Annotated in this window: 13 protein-coding genes; 2 read left to right on the forward strand and 11 right to left on the reverse strand. The window is 71.0% G+C overall.

Annotated elements, in window-relative coordinates:
- Positions 1 to 5: 5 nt before the first annotated feature.
- From ACSRUE_RS03355 to ACSRUE_RS03375, 5 genes are all read right to left on the reverse strand, one after another.
- Complete coding sequence (locus ACSRUE_RS03355; protein ID WP_441289747.1) at positions 6 to 1,169, reverse strand: flavin reductase; 1,164 nt, start codon at positions 1,167 to 1,169, stop codon at positions 6 to 8.
- A gap of 154 nt (positions 1,170 to 1,323) precedes the next feature.
- Positions 1,324 to 1,692 (reverse strand): cupin domain-containing protein, encoded by a 369-nt coding sequence (locus ACSRUE_RS03360; protein ID WP_441289748.1) that lies wholly within the window; start codon positions 1,690 to 1,692, stop codon positions 1,324 to 1,326.
- A 14-nt stretch (positions 1,693 to 1,706) separates the two neighbouring features.
- Positions 1,707 to 2,171, reverse strand: a complete 465-nt coding sequence (locus tag ACSRUE_RS03365; RefSeq protein WP_437762627.1) for a 1,2-dihydroxy-3-keto-5-methylthiopentene dioxygenase — start codon at positions 2,169 to 2,171, stop codon at positions 1,707 to 1,709.
- A gap of 56 nt (positions 2,172 to 2,227) precedes the next feature.
- Complete coding sequence (locus tag ACSRUE_RS03370) at positions 2,228 to 3,226, reverse strand: FHA domain-containing protein (RefSeq protein WP_441289749.1); 999 nt, start codon at positions 3,224 to 3,226, stop codon at positions 2,228 to 2,230.
- 34 nt (positions 3,227 to 3,260) lie between these two features.
- Positions 3,261 to 5,249: a methyl-accepting chemotaxis protein gene (locus ACSRUE_RS03375; protein ID WP_441289750.1), complete on the reverse strand. Its 1,989-nt coding sequence runs from the start codon at positions 5,247 to 5,249 to the stop codon at positions 3,261 to 3,263.
- Between the two features lie 427 nt (positions 5,250 to 5,676).
- On the opposite strand from ACSRUE_RS03375, the gene ACSRUE_RS03380 reads away from it, so the two are divergent.
- On the forward strand, positions 5,677 to 7,452 hold the full coding sequence (locus tag ACSRUE_RS03380) for an ATP-binding protein (RefSeq protein WP_441289751.1): 1,776 nt from the start codon (positions 5,677 to 5,679) through the stop codon (positions 7,450 to 7,452).
- Positions 7,453 to 7,802: 350 nt separating this feature from the next.
- Here ACSRUE_RS03380 and ACSRUE_RS03385 read toward each other — a convergent pair whose 3' ends face one another.
- The 6 genes from ACSRUE_RS03385 to ACSRUE_RS03410 all read right to left on the reverse strand — a co-directional run bounded on the left by ACSRUE_RS03385 (position 7,803) and on the right by ACSRUE_RS03410 (position 16,075).
- Positions 7,803 to 11,693 carry a DUF4215 domain-containing protein gene (locus ACSRUE_RS03385; RefSeq protein WP_441293051.1) on the reverse strand — a complete coding sequence of 1,297 codons (3,891 nt, stop codon included), beginning with the start codon at positions 11,691 to 11,693 and terminating at the stop codon, positions 7,803 to 7,805.
- Positions 11,694 to 11,853: 160 nt separating this feature from the next.
- Positions 11,854 to 11,982, reverse strand: a complete 129-nt coding sequence (locus ACSRUE_RS03390; protein WP_441289752.1) for a hypothetical protein — start codon at positions 11,980 to 11,982, stop codon at positions 11,854 to 11,856.
- Positions 11,983 to 12,163: 181 nt separating this feature from the next.
- Positions 12,164 to 13,093 carry a phosphatase PAP2 family protein gene (locus ACSRUE_RS03395; RefSeq protein WP_437762632.1) on the reverse strand — a complete coding sequence of 310 codons (930 nt, stop codon included), beginning with the start codon at positions 13,091 to 13,093 and terminating at the stop codon, positions 12,164 to 12,166.
- A gap of 86 nt (positions 13,094 to 13,179) precedes the next feature.
- Positions 13,180 to 15,375: a beta-propeller domain-containing protein gene (locus ACSRUE_RS03400; protein WP_441289753.1), complete on the reverse strand. Its 2,196-nt coding sequence runs from the start codon at positions 15,373 to 15,375 to the stop codon at positions 13,180 to 13,182.
- Between the two features lie 39 nt (positions 15,376 to 15,414).
- Positions 15,415 to 15,882, reverse strand: coding sequence for a hypothetical protein (locus ACSRUE_RS03405; RefSeq protein WP_441289754.1), 468 nt, complete (start codon positions 15,880 to 15,882; stop codon positions 15,415 to 15,417).
- Positions 15,842 to 16,075, reverse strand: coding sequence for a TIGR00366 family protein (locus ACSRUE_RS03410; protein WP_441289755.1), 234 nt, complete (start codon positions 16,073 to 16,075; stop codon positions 15,842 to 15,844). Before ACSRUE_RS03410 ends, ACSRUE_RS03405 begins: the two co-directional genes overlap by 41 nt.
- A gap of 273 nt (positions 16,076 to 16,348) precedes the next feature.
- Here ACSRUE_RS03410 and ACSRUE_RS03415 point away from each other — a divergent pair, with 273 nt between their 5' ends.
- On the forward strand, positions 16,349 to 16,978 hold the full coding sequence (locus ACSRUE_RS03415; RefSeq protein ID WP_441289756.1) for a polysaccharide deacetylase family protein: 630 nt from the start codon (positions 16,349 to 16,351) through the stop codon (positions 16,976 to 16,978).
- Positions 16,979 to 16,993: the final 15 nt, after the last annotated feature.

A 16,993-nucleotide genomic window follows, 5' to 3' on the forward strand; every position in this document is an offset into this window, starting at 1 on the left:
CGCGCTCAGGCCTTGCGGGCGATCCAGAGCAGCGCGAGGCCGTTCATCCGGCGCTCGCGGCGGTCGACCTGGAGCCCTGCGCCGCCCAGCTCGCCGCCGAGCTTGTCCTCGGTGTGGCGGTAGGTGACCTCCGCCGCGTCGGCCCACGCCAGCATCGCGTGGGCCGTCGACGGGTTGTACCGGTGGCCGCGCAGGTAGCCGGCCATCGCGGCGCGGCTCATCGTGGCCGCGGGCTCGAGCAGCGCCAGGCGGCCGCCCGGGCGGAGGACGCGCGCCGCCTCGGCCAGCACCGGGCCCGGCTCGGGCAGGTGCAGGAGCAGGTTCGACGCGGTCACCACGTCGAACGAGGCGTCGGGGAACGGGAGCCGCGTCGCCAGCGCCTCCCGGAACGTCACGTTGTCCAGGCCGAGCGCCTTCGCCCGCTGCGCGGCGCGCTCCACCATCGCCGCCGTCGCGTCGATCCCGATCGACTCGTGGCAGCGGCGACCCATCTCGCGCGTCAGGCGGCCCGTGCCGCAGCCGAGGTCGAGGCACCGCTCCTCGACGCCCGGATCGACCAGCGTGACGAGCTCGTCGATGAGCGTCGCATAAGGGCCCTCCGCCTGCATGCGATCGAAGAAGTCGACGAGCTCGTGGAACGGGGTCGCCTGCTCCCGCGCCGCGTAGCGATCGCGCCACCGCCAGACGTCGTCGAGGGCCTGGTACGTGCCCCGGTAATACAGGAGCGGCGCGCCCGCCTCCCCCCGGCCCGACGCGAGCACGCGACCGACGTAGATGACGTGATCGCCCCCGTCGTACGTGTGCTCCAGCTTGCAGTCGAGGAAGGCCAGCACGTCCTTGAGGATCGGGCTGCCCGACTCGGCCACGTGAGCCTCGGTGAGCACCGCCTGCCGATCGATGTCCGTGCCCTTGCCAGCGAACAGGTCCGAGAGCTCCCGCTGCTGGTCCCGCAGGATGTTCACCGCGAAGACCCCGGACGCCGCGATGGCCGCGCTCGTGCGCGACCGCCTGTCCGCGCAGAACAGCACGAGCGGCGGGTCGAGCGAGACCGCGCTGAACGAGTTCACCGTCATCGCCTGCGGCGTGCCGTCCTGCACCGTGGTCACGACCGTGACCCCGGTCGCGAACTGGCCCAGCACCTTCCGGAACTCCGCGGGATCGAAGAGCATGGGGCATAGTACGCGCTCGGCGCCCACCAGGGATCCAGGATCTGCGCGGCGCGCGCGCTGGCGCCGCGCACCGCGCTGCGCGCGCAGCGCGGCGCCGCGCAGATCACGCGCCGCCGCCGCGCAGATCACGCGCCGCCGCCGCGCACTGCGGAGCTCACTCGGCGTCGCGCCGCGCCAGGTCCGGCGCGAAGGCCGGTATGCAGAGCGCGAAATACTCGCTCTCCTCGTCGAACGGGTTGCTGTAGCGGACGCGCTGATCGGGCTCCGTCCAGAGGGCCTGGCCGGCCGAGACGTCGACCGTCTCGCCCGCGATCTCGGCGCGCACACGGCCGCGGATCACGAGCGTCAGCTCGCCGAACGAAGGCGTCTGCGCCGGCTCGCCCCAGCCCGGCGGGGCCACCATGTGCGCCAGGCTGAACCCCTCCGTGCCGGTGTTCACGCGGCCGAAGAGCTCCTCGATGAGCTTGCCGCCAGGGACGGGGATCCGGGCCCTGGAGGTGACGAGACGGTAGGGATGCGCCATGGGGTACCTCGCGATCACATCGCGCGCGTCCGGTCATCGGACACGCGGTAGAGCTGCATGAGCAGGTGACGGCCGCCGTACGGCTGCAGGTAGCGGATCGCGCCGGCCTTGCTCGCCATGAAGCGATGGTAGCGCCGCGCCGGCACGGCGATGAGATCTCCCGCGCCGACCCAGATCCGCAGCCAATCGTCGTTCGTGCAACGGATGTCGTAACAGCCCTGTCCCTCCACGAAGAGCCGCACCTCGTCGCCCAGGTGGCAGTGCTCATCCGCCTCTCTCGCGCTCTCCGCCTCGTCGCGCGGCTTGCTGCCGTCGCGGCGGACATCCTCGTGCTCCGTCCATCCGCGGTCCGCGACCACGCGCTGCAAGGCGAGCGCAGCTGCGCCCGGGTCGAACGCGCCGCACCGGATCCCTTCCGCCTGAAGCTCCGCCTCGGTGGCCTCGCCCTCGCCGTCAGCACTCATTCGGATCGCACGCATGCGCACCCCTCCGGGACTGCGCTCTTCGAACCCTGCGCGCGCGCGACGTCAAGACGCTAAGAGCGCCCCAGCAGCCACAACAGGCCAGCAATGCTGAGCGCCAGCACACCAAGCGCGAGCAGGGCAATGAGCGCCTCTGTGAAGCCCCATCCACTTCCCTGCGCCGCGCGAGACGCCGGAGCCGCTTCAGCGGGCTGCGCGAGCGACGAACTCGTGCTCACCGAGGCAGGCGGAGGCGTCGGCGTGGAATGCGCTGCCTTCGGCTCCTCGAGCGACGGCGGCTCGAACACCGCGTCTGGACGGAGCGGCTCACACGGGCTGCGCTCGATCTCCGCGAGCGCCTCGGCGGCCGGGTGCTCGAAGATGAGCCGATCGCCCGAGATCGCGAGCACCTGTCCAGGACGCCAGATCGTATCGAACTGAGGCACCGGCACGCCGTCGAGCGAAGCGCCCGAGCGCGATCCGAGATCTTGAACCGAGAATTGATCGCCCCTGCGGGTAATGGCCAGATGACGGCGAGAGACGTCCGGGTCGTCGAGGACGAGATCGGTGTCCCTGGCGCGCCCGAGGATGTAGGGCCGCGCCGCCACCTCGATCCGCAACACGCGGCCGCTGTCGGGGCCCTCGACCACGAGCACGCGCGGCGCCGGATCCTCCCCTTGCGCCGCGAGGCCGCGCGCGACGAGCTCGAGGGCGAGCTCCTTGGCGGCGGCCGCCGGGGCGGCCTTCGCGACCGCCGGCTCGATCCGGAGCAGGAGCCACACGCGCCCGACGCGGATGCGGTCGCCGGTCTTCAGGGGCATCGCCGTGCGCAGGGCGATGCGCGTCTTGCCGAGGAACGTGCCGTTCTCGCTGCCCTCGTCGAGGAGCAGGTACGTGGCGCCCCGCTGCCGGATCGACGCGTGCCGGGGGCTCACGCTCGTGTCGGGGAGGCGCACCTCGCAGCTCTCCGCGCGGCCGAGGATGACGCGGGGCGCGTCCAGCGTCAGGGAGAGCTCGCCCCCGCCCGCCTTCCCCGCCCCGTCGGGCGCGAGCACCACGATCGTCAACGCCATCGATGCTGCCTGCGCGCGAGGGGGCGGCTCGGCCTCAAATCGCCGCCGTACGGCGCATCCGCTCGGACGCGCTGAGGAGCTGGCGCACCGCCTGGTCCTGCTGCCGCGCCGCCTCCTCGATGCGCTTGCCGGCCTCGACGAGCTGCTCGCCGCCGCGCGTCTGGCTGCGGTGCGAGGTGTTGAGGCTGTTGACCATGTGCGAGATCTGCTCGATCGCGCTCGTGATCTGGCGACCGCCGCGCGCCTGCTCCTGGCTCGACCGCTCCACGTGCTGGGTGATGGTCCGCATCTTCTCGGCGCTCTTCATGATGAGCTCCGAGCCGCGCGCCTGCTCCGCCGTGGCGGCGGCGATCTGCTGCACCGTCTCGGCGATGCGCCCGATCGCGTCCGTGACCTGCTTCGACCCCTTGGCCTGCTCGACCGTGGCGCGGGCGATCGCGCGCACCATGTTGGTCGACTTCTGCGAGCTCTCGAGGATCTTCTTGAGGGCCCGCTCGGCCTCGTTCGAGACCTCGACGCCGCGGTCGACGTTGTGAGCGCCGCGCTCGACGGCGGCGATCGCGTTCTTCGACTCGGACTGGATGGTCTTGATGAGCTCGGCGATCTCCTTCGTGCTGCCGCCGGCGCGCTCGGCGAGGTCCTTGATCTCGTCGGCGACGACGGCGAAGCCCTTGCCGTGCTCGCCGGCCTGGGCGGCGATGATCGCGGCGTTCAGCGCGAGGAGGTTCGTCTGCTCGGCGACGTCGTCGATGACGGCGAGGATCTGCCCGATCGCCTCGATGCGGAAGCCGAGGTTCGAGATGACCGCCACGGCCTCCTGGCTCGACTCCTTGATGCGGTAGATCTCGCCGATCGTCTTCAGGATCGCCTCGGCGCCCTTCTCGGCGTCGGTCGCCACCTCCTCCGAGAGCCGGGCCGTCTCGTTCGCGTTCGACTGGACCTGGTCGATCGAGACGTCCATCTGGTTCATCGAGGAGCTCGTCTCCTCGGCCGTCAGCGCCAGGGCGTCGACGTTCTTCGCGACCTCGCGGATGGAGTAGGCCATCTCCTCGATCGAGGAGACCGTCTCGCGCACGCTCGACCCGAGCTCGCCGACGTTCTCGGCGACCTCCTCGTTCGTGGCCGTCATCTCGAGGATGCTCGAGCTCGACTCCTCCGCGCTCGACGCGAGCGACTCGACCGACTGCGCGATGTTGGCGAGGGCGGTCGTCATCTCGCGGATGTACACGGTCGCCTGCTCGCTCGCGTGCATGACGCTGCTCACGCCGTCGCTGAGCTTGGGCAGCAGCTCGTCGAGCAGCACGGTGGCCTGCGCCAGCTCCGAGCGGCGCTGCTTGTCGCGCAGCTCCGCCTGGGTGATCCGCTCCGCGATGCCGCTGAGCTCCGCGTAGAGGCGCGAGAGCTCGGGCGACGAGCCCGGCGGGACGCGCACCCGCTCGCCGGCGGTGGCGCGGAGCACGGCGTCCACGAGCGCGTCGACGTCGATGTCGGGGCCGCGCTGCGCGAGATCGTTGACCTTGCGGGTGAGCGTCGAGCACTCCCGCTCGAGGGTGTCGCGCTCCTTCGCGATGCCGTCGCGCTCCCGGCTCAGGTTGTCCCGCTCCCGCTCGAGGGTGTCGCGCTCCTTCGCGATGCCGTCGCGCTCCCGGCTCAGGCCGTCGCGCTCCCTCGCGAGCTTGTCGCGCTCCTCGGCGAGCGCGTGGCGCTCCTCCGCGAGCTCGAGCTGGCGGCCGGCGATCTCGGCGATCTGCTCGTAGGTCTCGGCGACGTCGGCGGGGGCGCCCTCGGGGAGCTTGGGCCGCTTGCCCCGGGCGGCGCCGCGGAGCGCGTCGCGCAGGCCTCCCAGGGGGACGCCGCCCTTGCCCGCGAGGCTCGCGTACACCACCGCCACCGCCGCGGAGAAGCCGAAGACCATGAACAGCTGGCCCGAGAACTCCGCCAGCCACTTCGACGCGAAACTCAGCCCGAAGCCGATGAGCGCGAGGATGACGGCGATGGGGATGGAGAGCTGCTTGGAGTTCATTTCGTGCGTTCCAGCGCGGTCGAGCTGTGGCGCGCGTTGGCCGGCGCGCCAAGGGCGACCCCGAAGGACGACCGAGCGTAAGAGGCGAGTGCCCCCCGGTGCAAGGAGAGCGCGCGGCAGAGGCGCGGCAAGCTCCGGCAAGCGCGGCAAGGAACCCGAGGGCAGGCGAGCCGCGAACCGAGATCTCCTGGGCAGAGGCGCAGGGGGCGGGCCCTCGCGGCTGGGGGAAACGCGATGAACTTGGACGATCTCGACCCGATGGCGTATGCACGGAGGTTGCGGCGGAGAAGGAGCCCGCCGCGGGGGCTCGGCGCCGGCGCCGATTCCTCTAGGTTCGACCGCACCGACCCTGAACACCGCCGCGGACCGCGGCGGCCGCCCGGCCGTACCGGCGGCCGCGCGGCCGGGCGGGCGTGGCCGTCCCGCCATGTCCCTCGCCGCTCGCCTCCTGCTCGCCTTCGGGCTCGTCGCGATCATCGCGACGGCGTTCGTCGGGCTGACCCTCCGCGAGGCGTCGCGCGAGATCATCGAGGGCGGCTTCGCCGAGCGGATCGACGCGGCGCATGCAGGCGTCCGGCAGCTGCTCGCGTGGGAGGCCGACGCGCTGCGCGACCTCCTGCCGCCGCTCTGCCGGCACGACACGTTCGTCGACAAGGCCCATGTCGAGCTGGAGCGCGCCAAGGGCGACCCGGACGCGATGGACCCGGGGAGCCGCATCGCCCTCGGGCGGCTGGTCCCGAGCCAGGCGAAGGCGCTGCGCCTCGACGAGCTGTCGCTCGTGGCGGGCGACGGGAGCGTCCTCGGAGCCGAGGACGCCGCGCGCATCGGCGCGCGCGACAAGCGGCTCGCGGAGCTGATCCAGGCCCCCGGGGGTGCGCCGCGGCTCCGGCCGGCGAAGGCGGGCGGCGAGCCGTCGCTGGAGGTCCACTGCGCCCTCTCGAGCCACGGGGTGACCATCGGCCTCGTGGGGGCGCGGCGGATCGGCCCGGTCCTCGCGCGGATCGGCGAGGCGTACCATGTGCGCCTCACGGCGGCGCAGGAGGGGGAGCTCGCCCCTCGGAGCAGCGAGGCGGAGGTCGTGCGCGTCCTCCATTTCGCCGAGATCCCGGGCCTTGACGTTGTCGCGTCCGTTCCGCGCGATCCGCTGAGGCAGGCGCTCGCCCGGCTCGATCGCGCGATCGCGCTGACCGGCGCCACGGTGCTGGCGATCGCCGTCGCGATGGCCGTCGTGCTGGCGCGCAGCCTGTCGCGGCCGCTCGTGGCGCTGGCCCGCGAGACGCGCGAGGTGATGAGCGGCGCGCCGCGGCGTGTGGAGGGGCGCGGGGGGCGGGAGATCGCGGATCTCGCGGCGGCGTTCAACGCGACCATCGACGAGCTCGCGGCGATGCGCAAGCGCCTGGCCGCGACCGAGCGCATCGCCGCGCGGCGCGAGGTCGCGCGCCAGATCGCCCATGAGATCAAGAACCCGCTGGCGCCCATCCGTGCGGCGGTGGAGACGCTGCGCCGGCTCCGTCAGCGCGACGACCCGGCGTTCGACGACTACTTCGCGGAGGCGACGTCGACGGTCCTGAACGAGGTCCACCGGATCGCGAACATCGTGACCGAGTTCACCCGGTTCGCGCGCCTGCCGCCGCCGAACCTCACGCCCATCGACCTCGTCGCGGTCGCGCGCGGGGTGGTCACGCTGCACGCCGCCCCGGCGTCGGGCGAGGCGACGTCCGGCGCGGGCGCCACCTCCGGCACCGGCGCGCCGTCGCCGCGCGTCGAGCTCGTGGCGGATTCGATCCCGGAGGTCTCGGCCGATCGCGATCAGCTGATCCAGGTCCTCACGAACCTGGTCCAGAACGGGCTGGACGCCGCGAGCGCCATCCGGCGCGACCCGCGCGTCTCGGTGACGATCGGCCCGCTGCCGAACGACCGCGTGCGGATCGTGGTGCGCGACAACGGCCCGGGCGTGGCGGAGGAAATGGTGCCGCGCCTGTTCGAGCCCTACGCGACCAGCAAGGAGAAGGGGACGGGGCTAGGCCTCGCGATCGCGCAGCGGATCGTGTTCGAGCACGGCGGTGAGATCACCTACCGCAAGGCCAAGAAGGGGGGAGCAGTCTTCGAGATCTGGCTGCCCATCGCGGGCCCTCCTCTCCTGGAGAAGCCGCTGGGTGACACCACGGTGCGCCCGCGCCCGCCGGACGCGCCGCGCTCGTGAGCGTCCGCGCTCCCAGGTGAGCAGAACCCCCGGGAGCTCTCCCGCCTCCCGTCCCCCCTCCCCCGAGCCACGCCGACGGCCTCGGTCTCGGTCTCGGTCTCGGTCTCGGTCTCGGTCTCGGTCTCGGTCTCGGTCTCGGTCTCGGCCTCGGTCTCGGTCTCGGTCTCGGTCTCGGTCTCGGTCTCGGTCTCGGCCTCGGTCTCGGTCTCGGCTTCGGCCGAGCCACGCCGACGGTCACCCGCACAGGAGACGGGCCCAGATCGGCGTTTTCGGCGCGGAAGCGTACTCTTGTACGCTGAGCACCGAAAACGCCGAGGTGGGCCCGGATCCGCAGCGGGTGACCGTCTCTTCTAGAGAGGTTGGCCGTCGTGCTTGCAGGCCGAGCTGCAGCCGTCGCCGCTCGTGTTGTTCGCGTCGTCGCACTCCTCGTACGGGGCCTGGCGCTCACCGTCGCCGCAGTACGGGCCGTACACGCACCCCGGCGCGCACTTGCCGTAGCCGCCGGTGTTGTTGCCGTCCCCGTCGTCGCACTGCTCGGGGCCGTTGACCACGCCGTCGCCGCAGCGCGGGCCGTACAGGCAGCTGGGGCCGCACTCGCCGTAGCCGCCGTCGTTCACGCCGTCGTCGCACTTCTCGCCGAGGTTGGCCTGCACCACCCCGTCGCCGCACTGGGCGCCGAGGCGGCAGTTCTCGCTGCAGCCGGTCGCATCGTTCGGGGGATCGCACTGCTCGCCCCAGTCCTCGTCGACGCGGCTGTCGCCGCACTTGGCCGCCGGCGTGCAATCGGGGAAGCAGCTGCCGTAGAAGCCGTCGTTCACGCCGTCGTCGCAGGTCTCAGCGCCGTTGACGGCCGCGTCGCCGCAGTACGGCCCGTACGAGCAGTGCTGAGTGCACCCGTTGTAAGCGCCGTTGTTGTCGGCCTCGCCGAGGTCGCAGTCCTCCTCGTCGGGCTGCACCACGCCGTCGCCGCAGCGCGGGCCGTAGAGGCACATCGGCGCGCACTCGCCGTAGCCGCCGTCGTTGACGCCGTCGTCGCACTCCTCGCCGTAGCTCGCCTGCACCACCGCGTCGCCGCAGAGCGCCCCGAGCTGGCAGCCCACGCAGTTCGGGTCGGCCGGGTCGTCGCACTCCTCACCCCACTCCTCGTCGACGTTGCCGTCGCCGCACCGCGGGGCGGGCGTGCAGTTCGGGTTGCACGTGCCGTAGAAGCCGTCGTTGCTGCCGTTGTCGCACAGCTCGGGGCCGTTCGTCGCGCCGTCGCCGCAGTACGGCCCGATCTCGCACTCGAGCGTGCAGCCGCCGTAGCCGCTCGCCGTGTTGCCGGAGCCGAGGTCGCACGCCTCGTACGGCGCGTTGACCGCGCCGTCGCCGCACCGGGGCGGGGCCACGCACCCCGGCGCGCAGGCGTTCGAGGCGTTGGCGTACGCGCTGTTGTTGACCCCGTTGTCGCAGGTCTCCGGGCCGTTCCTCTGGCCGTCGCCGCAGTACGGCCCGAGCTGGCAGTTGTTGCACCCGCCGTAGCCCGTCCCGTTCTCGGTGCCGTCGTCGCACTCCTCGCCCGGCGTCACGACCGGCGGGTCGACCCCGCACTGCGGCGTGCACACCGACGTGCCGGCGCTGAAGCCCGACAGCGTGAGCTGGTAGTTCGACCCGGTGACGTGGCGCTCGGCCTGGAACACCGCGATCTCGTAGACCTTGCCCGGCTCGAGGTTCAGATCGACCTCGTAGGGGTTGCGGGCGTCCGCCGGGCAGACGTTCTGGTTGCAGGGGGTCACGCGGGCGTCGCCGTTGTCCAGGATGGTCACGCTCTCCTGGAGCTGCCCGTGGATGCCGCCGATGTCCGCGGTCAACGTGTTCTTGATGAACACCCAGACGTCGTCGTCACCGAAGAAGGTGAGCACCGGATCGGCCGCAGCGCCGTTTGGCATGAACTGGAACCAGTACCGGACCTCGCTCGTGAAGTAGAAGTTGTGCCCCTGGTCCTGCGCCTTCTCCAGCCCGGCGGAGACCAGGTTGTCGAGCACGGGATCGCCGTTCGGCTGGGTGCGATCCACGGGCCAGAACGGGTTCCGCTGGTACACGTACCTGCCGGCGTCCGGGAGCAGCTCGATGGTGGTGACGAGCGTCCTGTTGTACGTCGGGTTGTCCCGGTACCACCACTGGAAGTTGTTCTGCCCCGTGGTCCAGCCGTTCGCGTCGCTCGGCGTGACGAAGCCGGGGCCGAACCTGCTCACGGGCTTGCCGTCGACGTCGAGAGTCGTCTGGACCGTGCGGTCGGTCTGAATGCCGCTGGCGTTGCTGGGCGCGATCTCGAAATCGAAGTGCCCGACGAGGCTGTCCGTCAGGTTGTTGTCGCACGCGGTGTTGCTGACGCTGCGGTCGTACGAGGTCGGGCACCAGCCGATGAAGTCGCGGATGACCATCGGCAGCCGCATCTCGCTGGGCTGAACGGTGCAGGTGTAGCCCGGCTCGATCGTGCACGTCGCGGAGCAGCCGTCGCCGCTCACGGTGTTGCCGTCGTCGCACGCCTCGGTGGTGTCGCCGGGCAGGAGCATGCCGTCGCCGCACTTCGAGATGCACGCGCCCCCGCTGCAGTCCGGCTCGCCCTTGCAGTCCGGCGTGCAGCCGTCGCGCCAGTTGCCGTTGCCGTCGTCGCAGGCCTCGGTGCCCTCGCGGATGGCGTTGCCGCAGACCGAGAGGCCCGTGCAGTCCTGGGGCACGCCGTTGGTGCACACCCGCCCGGGCTCGATGCGGCAGGTCTCGTCGCAGCCGTCGCCCGAGACGAGATCGCCGTCGTCGCACTGCTCGGCGCCGCGCTTGCGCCCGTCGCCGCAGATGGTCTTGCAGGGGAACCCGACGCGCGAGCAATCCCACCCGTCCTCGATCGTCTGGCAATCGGCGCTGCAGCCGTCGCCGCTCGCCGGGGGCTGCTGCCCGTCGTCGCACACCTCGGTGCCGCTGATCTTGCCGTCGCCGCACACGGGCGGCGGCGGCGGGGTGCAGCGCCCGCCCGCCGGCGGGCACGTCCAGCCGACCTCGATCTTGCACTGCGCGGTGCAGCCGTCGCCGCCCTCAGGGGACGTCCCCCCGCCGTCATCGCACTGCTCGCCGAGCTGCACCGTGCCGTCGCCGCAATAGGTCCTCACGGTGCAGGGCTGGCCGGGCTTGCAGACCCAGCCCTCCTCGAGCCGGCAGTCCGCCGAGCAGCCGTCGCCGCTCTCCGGCGGGTCGTCGCCGTCGTCGCACTGCTCGTTGCCGCTCACCCGGCCGTCGCCGCACAGGTAGAGCGGGATGCACGGCTGGCCCGGCGCGGGGCACACGTAGGCCGGGTCCTTCACCTGGCAGTCGGCCGAGCAACCGTCGCCGCCCACGGCGTTGCCGTCGTCACAGAGCTCGCCCGGCTGAACCTTGCCGTCGCCGCACTCGACCAGCCGCACGCAGGGCGATCCCGGGGTCGGGCAGTTGTAATAGGGCTCCTGCCGGCACAGGCTCGAGCAGCCGTCGCCGCTCGCGGTGTTGCCGTCGTCGCACCCCTCGCCGGCCTCCTTGGCGCCGTTGCCGCAGACCGGCAGCCGCGTACACGGCAGACCGGGCCGGCTGCACTGGTATCCCGCTTCGCGCTTGCAGTCCGCGCTGCAGCCGTCGCCGGACGCAGGCGGGTCGCCGCCGTCCTCGCACTCCTCCGAGCCGTTCACGCGGCCGTCGCCGCAGTCGTAGAGCAGGATGCACGGCTCGCCCGGCTTCGGGCACACGTACGAGGGGTCGACGTAGTAACAGTCGGCGCTGCAGCCGTCGCCGTCGATGTTGTTGCCGTCGTCGCAGAACTCGCCGGGGTCGACGACGCCGTCGCCGCACGCGATGGTCAGCTCGCAAGGCTGGCCGGCCGTCGGACACTCCCAGTAAGGCTCGACCTGGCACTGCCCCGAGCAGCCGTCGCCCGGCAGCGTATTGCCGTCGTCGCAGGCCTCGGACGCCTGGTTCAGCGCCGCGTCCCCGCAGGCGGGGTCGGGAGGCAGGAAGCACTCGGGGGGCGGATCATCGACCTCGCACGGGCCCGGCTCGCCGCCGCCGTTGCCGCCGAGGCCGATGCCGCTGCCCACCGTGAACTCGGGCTCACCGCCGGTCCCGCCGGCGCCGCCGACGCCAGGCGCGCCGCCGCCGGAGTTCGCGCCGCTCCCGGAGCCGGTCGCATCGCTCGTGGTCGCGCCGCCCCCGCCGCAAGCGACCGTGATCTGAAGCAATCCCACCGCCAAAGCCAGATAAGACGTCCTAAAACCCACGGCCACCTCGATAACGCACGTTGCGCTCTTCCCGAGCAAACGGCGCTAGACACACTTTATCGTAAAAGTGCACCCCGGCTCCAGGCGAAATCGGCGGCGCTGCTGTGCTCGGCGCGGGTCTTCATTCGTTGCTCGCCATCGCGCTCACCGCCAGTCGCCGCCGTGGTTCTGCGCCCCGGCTTCCACCTCGGTCCTGCACCATGGCCTCGGTGGTCTCGGTGAGAATTTCGACAACAATATCTTTTTCCATCGTGACTCAACTCGGCTTCTGCCGAGGAGCTCGCGGCCTGATGTCGAATCGGGCACGGCCGGAGTTCGATCTTGACATCGCCGGGCTCGCCGCGGATCAGGGCGGCGGCGAGGTTCGCGCGGGCCAGCCGCCGCTCAGCCGCCTGCGACTGCCCACCTCGCGGCGGGCGCGGCTGGCCGTCTCAGGCACGCAGCGGCTGCCCGTCGACCCGGCCCGGCCTGCGCCGCGCGACCTCGATCCCCGAGATGCAGACGGCCAGCCACACGGTGCCCGCGGCGAACCCCGCGAGCACGTCGCTCAGGTAGTGCACGCCGAGGTACATGCGGCTGAAGCCCATCACCACGGTCCAGCCGAGCGCGAGCGCGACGAGCACGAGGCGGGCGCGCAGCGTCCGGAGGAGCAGCAGGCCCAGGTACGAGAGCATGCCAAAGGCGACGAACGTGCCCATCGAGTGCCCGCTCGGGAAGCTCCACCCCGCGGCCACCGCGAGCGGATCGGCGAACGTCGGCCGCGGCCGGGCGAACAGCGCCTTGAGCGCGGTGTTGAGGAGCCCGCCGCCGACGAGCGCGAAGAGCCACCCGACCGCGAGGACGCGCCGGCCCCGCCTCAGCAGCGCCGCGGCCAAGACGACCGCGAGCAGCGCGAGCGCCCAGAAGCTGCCGAGGAGGGTGAACGCGCGGAGCGCCGCCACCCCGGCGCGGCTCGACGACGCGTGGAGCGCGCGCGCGAGCGCGAGATCGACGTCCACGATCGGCTCGCCCTCGCGCACCCCCTCCGCGAGCGCGACGAACACGAGCGCGGCCATGCTGAGCACCAGCCCGAGGCCGAGGTGGATCACGAGGTACTCGGCCGCGGAGAGCTCGCGCAGCACCCTCGCGACCGCGGGGAACCGGGCCGAGAGGCGCCGCGTGACCGGGTGCGCGGCCGCCGCGGCGTAGGCCCGGACGGCCCACGCCCACAGCGCCCGCGCGTGGCGGTCGGAGAAGCGCGCGACGGCGACGAGCCCGAGGAGCACCCCCACCGTTCCGATCAAGAGCAGCGCGAGCAGCAGCAAGGGCCGCGCGCCGACCGCCGAGGCCAGCTGCTCGGCGGGGAGGTCCAGCGCTTCCATGCCGGAGCTCTATAGCGGGGCGCATCTTCGCGCGCCACGGGCGCATCCGGGCCGTCCGGCTCGGTGCGGCGCACGTTCGATCTCGCTCAGGGGACGAGGGACACGACGGCTTCCGGCGTCGCGAGATCGCTGATGTTGGCGACCCGGATCTCGTCCTCGGAGACGGAGTAGACGTGATCCTCCATGAAGACGCTCCGCTTCACGAACGACGTCGCGTTGCTCCACCAGCTCCCGCAGCTCGGGCCGCTCCCGCCCGCGCTCGCGTCGGGCAGCGGGTGGGGCACGCCCCCGACGGACGTGAAGCCCGCGCCGGTGTCCACCTTGTAGACGAGCAGCCCGCTGAACGTCATCGTGTCGCCGAAGTCGCCGCCGCTCCCGCCCTCGCAGATGACCATGGGGATCCCGAGCAGCCCCCGCTGGGTGAAGTAGTTGAACGCGAGGTGGTCGGTCGCGGCGTCGCTCGCGGAGCCGCGCGTCCCGATCACCTCCTTGTGCGCGAGCCTCGGCGCGTCGAGGTCCGTCACGTCGAAGATCTGGAGCAGGATCCCCTGGAACCACGCGAAGTCGCCCTGGTCGTCGGCGTCGTAGCCGATGCTCATGACGTGGCCCTCGTCGATCATGTGCATGTAGGTCGAGAAGCCGGGGATCTTCAGCTCGCCGCGCACCCTCGGCGCCTCGGGATCCGAGAAGTCGATGGTGTAGAGCGGGTCGGTCTTCTTGAAGGTCACGACGAACCCGACGTCGCCGTAGAAGCGGGCGGATCGGATGTCCTCGCCGGGAGCGAGCTGGTCCACCATCCCCTTGACCACGAGCTCGCCGCCCTCCTGCTTCAGCGACGCGACGGTGTTGTGCGTGTCCGGGTCGGGCAGGTGCCCGGTGGTGGTCGCGATGCGGAGATAACCCTCGTGCTCGCTGAGGGCGAACTGGTTGAGCACGCGCCCCTTCACGACGCCGCTCCCCAGGTACGCGCTCGGCGCCGCGCGCTCGCTCAGCGCGAACTTGTGGATGGTCGTCGCGTCGGGCGTCGTCTCGCCGTCGTCGTAGAACCAGCCGTACGTCTGGCCGTACTGGTGCCGGCTCGCCACGTAGAGCGAGTCCGCGGTCGCGTAGACGGCGCCGGGCCTGCCCACGATCGTGGTCTGGCCGAACGCCTCGGTGCCGAGCTCGGTCGAGACGACCGAGAGGAAGCTCTGCCCGTCGCCCGTGTTCGACAGGTAGAAGTTCTCGCAGGAAACGAACGGGGCGTGGCTGCTCGGCGAGGCCACGCCGTCCCGGTACACCGTGTCCTCGACGGTGGGCAGCTGGATGTCGAGCGGGGCCGCGTCGATGAGGGCGATGTTCTTCTCCAGGAGCTTGTCGTACGCGCTGTTCACGGCGGCCACCGTGGACGGGTTGACCCCCTGGCTGGACAGGGAGCAGATATCGAGTCCCTCTGGCCAGGTAGAGAGTCCCTCCACCGTCGGCTCGGGGGAGGCAACGATCGTGTGCACCGCGGTCCCGATGCGCCGGGCGTTGAGGAACGATCCGGAGAACTTCAGCGTTCGCACGACGGCCGGCGCCGTGAGGTCGCTGATGTCGAGCTCGGTGACCAGGAGCGGCGTGCCGTCGCCCGTGAACTCGCAGTCGTATCCGTACGTGCACTCACGGCTGGAAGAATAAGAGACCTCGCCGTCGGGCGACGAGGACGGGGACAGCGACGAGTACACGAGGGCGCGCTTCTCGTGGACGAAGAGCTTCTTCGGCTCCCCCTCGATCGCGACCGACGCGACGCGGTGCATGTCGGCGGCGGGCCACGCGTCGAAGATCTGGAATTGCCCATGGGCCAGGATGTAGACGTGATCTCCGTCGTTCTTGATGAAGTCGGCCTCGTCGATGTCCGCTTCCTGCGTGTTGGTCGTCGAGTACTCCTTGGCACCCCCGGCGTCGACACCCCCGCCCCCTGCCTCCTCGGCCGGCGGCGAGACGGGCCCTCCCGTGGAGGAGGAGGAGCCGGAGGAGGCGGATGCGACGACCCCGCCGTCCGCTCCGGACCAGTAGCACCCGCCCTCGAGCTCCAGCAGGGCGTACTTCCGCGCCACGTCGACCGACTTGGCCATGTTCTGCTTCAGCCGTTCGCGCAGCAGCGCCTCGACATCGTCGCAGCTCGTCGCGGGCGTGAGGGCGCTCTGCGCCAGGCCCGTCTGCGCGGGCCCGCCCGATCCGCTTCCGCGCGAGCAGGCGGCGAAGCTGGCGCCGAGCGCAAGCAGAGAAACAAGCGTACAACCCCTGTAGAACGATCGCATGTGAGTCTCCGTGTCCGTCTGTCGTTCGGATCGATGGCATCAGGAGAAGCACTCGACATGCCGAGACATTTCATGAGCAATTCCATATAGATACGGTTGACGTCCATTGGCACATGTTGGCACACATTGCGCCTGAAGCCTCATCACGCCGAGTCGGTGCTCGGGCGCCGGCGGGCTCAGAGGAGGAATGGGAACGCCGTGGTGACCAGGGGCGTACACGACGAACGCGAGAAGCGGGAGCCCGAGCAGCTCCTCCACGCGTGCCACGGCGAGCAGCGGCAGCGCCCAGAACGGCAGCATGAGGTCCGTGGCCAAGTCTCCCCATGCGTAGGCCAGGACGACCTCGCGGGCGCCGAAGAGGAGGTTCCGCACGGGAGAGAAGCCGAGGAGGGACGCGAGCGACGGCCCGGCCGGGTCGAAGCGGCCGAAGCCCGCCACCACCTTCGGTTCGACCTTCATGGTGTGGTCAGGCGTCGAATGGAGGAGCCCCGCGAGCAGCGTCATCACGGCGACGACCGAGAGGAAGATCGCCTGGTGCCTGGTTGAAGGCGGAGAACAGCGTCTCGTCGATGGGGACGATACCGGTGGTCTTCTCGAGGAAGTGGCCCGGCGTGGCGATGCGGAGCGGCGCGGAGGCGGAGACCCCAGAGTGCCATGTCGCGCCCGTTCCAAAGTACGCGCAGCGCCCAAGCACGGTCATCTCGCCGCCGTCCCGGTCACCTCACGTCGAGCATCGATGTCTTCGACACACGCAGGAGAGAGAGCGCGCGATTACATACCAGCAGCGACAACATTGCAAAAACGCCACACCTTGCTAAACACACAGGGTCTGCATTTGCCGAAGTGCTCGCAGCGTCCGCCCTCGGAAGCGCGCGTTCGGCGACTTGGCGCTCACCCGCGGCGAGAAAGGACACTCATGCGCTTTGTACGACAGACGATCAAGCGACTTGCGACGCTGACGGTCCCCCGTCGCATGCTCCTGGAACGCGGTTCTTCGTCCTGCACGCGCGGCCTCATCGCTGGCCATTCCGGCCGGAGCGCCGCCAGTATAGCGCTGACGTTCGATGACGGCCCCCACCCCGAGCACACCCCCCGACTCCTCGACTTGCTTGCCGAGCACGGGGTGCGCGCGACGTTCTTCGTCCTCGGCACCATGGCCCGGAGCCGCCCGGCTCTGGTACGCCGGATGGTCGCCGACGGGCATGAAATAGGCAACCACACCCACACGCACGTCTCGCTGGAGCATGCGTCTCCTCAGCTGCTGCGCGTGGAGGTGGGGACGACACGGGCGTTCGTCGAAGATCTCACCGGAATCGCGTGCCCGCTGTTCCGTCCGCCCTGGGGGAAGGTCTCGGCGCGCGCCCTCCTCCAGCTCTGGAGCGATGGGCACACCGTGGTCCTCTGGAGCGCCGACCCGCGCGATTATGCCATGAAATCGCACGAAGCCGCAGTTGCATGGTGTGCGCGATACAGGCCTCGCAGCGGGGACATCATCCTCCTTCACGACACATCAAGTGTCACCGGCACGCTCGTCCACGAGCTCGTAAAGCACACAAACCGTCGAGACATCGAGTTCTCGCGGATCTCTCAGTACATCGCGTGAATGTCTCGTCATCAG

The sequence above is a fragment of the Sorangium sp. KYC3313 genome (assembly GCF_052075895.1).
GTDB lineage: Bacteria > Myxococcota_A > Polyangia > Polyangiales > Polyangiaceae > Sorangium > Sorangium cellulosum_B.